This is a genomic window from Kitasatospora sp. NPDC059571 (genome assembly GCF_042735675.1).
Lineage (GTDB): Bacteria > Actinomycetota > Actinomycetes > Streptomycetales > Streptomycetaceae > Kitasatospora.
Genome location: NZ_JBHWBW010000719.1, coordinates 1 through 2,526 on the forward strand (window position 1 = coordinate 1; position 2,526 = coordinate 2,526).

The following is a 2,526-nucleotide window of genomic DNA, read 5'->3' on the forward strand; positions in this document are numbered from 1 at the left end:
GGGGCGGCGCGCCCGGCCCCCCCCGCGCCGCCCCCGCCCCCCGACCCCCCCCGCCGGCGGGGCCGCCCCCCCCCCGCCCCGCGCCCGCCCCGCGCCGCCCCGGCCGACCGGCCGTCAGCGGGCGAACTCGGTGGCCCGGCTCTCCCGGACGACGGTGATCCGTATCTGGCCCGGGTAGGTCAGCTCCTCGCGGACCTGGCGGGCGACCTCGCGGGCGATCGTCTGCGCCCGCAGGTCGTCCACCAGCTCCGGCTGCACCATCACCCGGACCTCGCGGCCCGCCTGCATCGCGAACACCTTGGAGACGCCGTCGTGCGCCCGGGCGATCTCCTCCAGCCGCTCCAGCCGGCGCACGTACATCTCCAGCGACTCCCGCCGGGCCCCGGGCCGGCCGCCCGAGCAGGCGTCCGCGGCCTGGGTGAGCACCGCCTCGACCGTCTTGGGCTCGACCTCGCCGTGGTGCGCCTCGATGGCGTGCACCACCTCCGAGGACTCGCCGTGCCGGCGCGCGAACTCGGCCCCGATCGCGGCATGACTGCCCGGCAGGTCGTGGCTGAGCGCCTTGCCGATGTCGTGCAGCAGCGCGGCCCGGCGCACCAGCTCCTGGTCCACCCCGAGCTCGGCGGCCATCAGCCCCGCGATGTGCGCGGACTCCACCAGGTGCGCGAGCACGTTCTGCCCGTACGAGGTGCGGTAGCGCAGGGTGCCGAGGGTCCGGACGAGCTCCGGCTCCATCCCGTCCAGCCGGACGGCGAGCAGGGCGTCCTCCCCGGCCCGGGTGCACAGCCGCTCCACCTCGGCCCGGCTGCGCTCGTGGACCTCCTCGATCCGCAGCGGGTTGATCCGCCCGTCCGCGGTGAGCGCCTCCAGGGTCAGCCGGGCGACCTCGCGGCGCACCGGGTCGAAGCAGGAGAGCTGCACCAGCTCCGGGGTGTCGTCGACGATCAGGTTGACCCCGGTGACCGCCTCGAACGCCCGGATGTTGCGGCCCTCCCGGCCGATCACCCGGCCCTTCATGTCCTCGTTCGGCAGCCGGAACGACGTCACCACCGTCTCGGCGGTGTGCTCGGAGGCCAGCCGCTGGATCGAGCCGGCGATGATCTCCCGGGCGCGCTGGTCGCCCTCGGCCTTGGCCCGGCGCTCGATCTCCCGGACGGTCACCGCGGCCTCACGGCGGGCCTCGGTCTCGACGGCCCGGGTCAGCTCCTCGCGGGCACGGGCCTCGGTGAGCGAGGCGGCCCGCTCCAGCGCCCGCAGCCGGTCCGCCTCCAGCGCCGCGACCTCGGCCCGGCTGCGCTCCAGTTCCGCGCAGCGCAGGTCGAGTTCGTCCTCCTGGGCGCGCAGCCGGCGCAGTTCCTCGGCCAGCCGGTCCTCGCGCCGGTCGAGCTCGGTGCGCAGCTGGGCGGCCTGGGTCTCGGCCCAGGCCCGGGCCCGCTCGGCCTCGCCGACGGCCCGCCGCTGGGCGGCCTGGAGCCGGCGGATCATCAGCCAGGTGAGCGCCAGAACGAGGCAGAGCACACCTGTGAGCAGCAGGGAGGCCACCGATCCGGCGCCCATCGCGGTCCTCATCCCGGCCACTCCCCCTCGCTGCGCACTCTGTTGATGCGGCGGTGAGGGAAGTGCCGGGGGCGAGGGTGGTACGCCGTACGGAACGACTCCGACCGATCATGCACACGGTTGCCCGTTGCGCGATCGAAGTGATCCCTCACTGGTTGTGAGGCTAGGCGCAGGTTACGAAAGGGTCAAGATGCGATCGAGAGTTGATGGCGATAGCTGATGATCTGTCACCAGTCCTCGCCAAAGCCTTCACCCTCCTCCCCCAGGGCCTCGCGGACGACGCGGAAGGCGAGCCCCTCGGGGTAGCCGCGGCGGGCCAGCATCGCGACCAGGCGGCGGATCCGGGCCTGGGTCTCCAGGCCGCGGGTGGCGGGCAGCCGGCGGTCGACCAGGGCGCGGGCGGCGACCGCCTCGTCCTCGGGGTCGACCCGGGCGAGGGCGGCCTCGACCAGGTCCCCGGAGACGCCGCGGGTGCGCAGCTCCCGGCCCAGTGCGCGGCGGGCCAGGCCGCGCCGGGACTGACGGGAGTCGACCCAGGCCGCGGCGAAGGCGGCGTCGTCGATCAGCCCGACCTCCTCGAACCGGGAGAGCACCTCCTCGGCGACCTCGTCGGGGATCTCCCGCTTGCGCAGGGCGTCGGCGAGCTGGCGGCGGGTGCGGGCGGTGCCGGTGAGCAGCCGCAGGCAGATGTCCCGCGCGCGGGTGGCCGGGTCGGTCTCCTCCGCGTCGCGGGCGGGCCGGGCCGGCTGCGGCGCTCCCTCGGGCCCGGCGCCGTCGTCGGTGGTGGCGCGCTTGCGCCGGCGGCCGGCCGGGCGGGCGGCCGGGCGATCGGCGTCGTCGTCGGGGCCCGGACGGTCCTCGGCGGGGCCGGGGACCGGCTCGGGGGCCAGCGCCGTGCGCCCGCGCCCGGGGCGGGCGGTGAGAGCGGCCGCCCTACGGCGCCCCGGGGCGGCCGGGGGGTGCGGCCGC

2 protein-coding genes are annotated in these 2,526 nt (G+C 76.8%); both read right to left on the reverse strand.

The genetic code is table 11. The annotated features are described in order from the left end of the window. Positions 1 to 114: 114 nt before the first annotated feature. Complete coding sequence (rny, locus tag ACFV0G_RS38225) at positions 115 to 1,569, reverse strand: ribonuclease Y (RefSeq protein WP_380558132.1); 1,455 nt, start codon at positions 1,567 to 1,569, stop codon at positions 115 to 117. A gap of 215 nt (positions 1,570 to 1,784) precedes the next feature. Continuing rightward, positions 1,785 to 2,447, reverse strand: coding sequence for a regulatory protein RecX (locus ACFV0G_RS38230; protein ID WP_380558135.1), 663 nt, complete (start codon positions 2,445 to 2,447; stop codon positions 1,785 to 1,787). Positions 2,448 to 2,526: the final 79 nt, after the last annotated feature.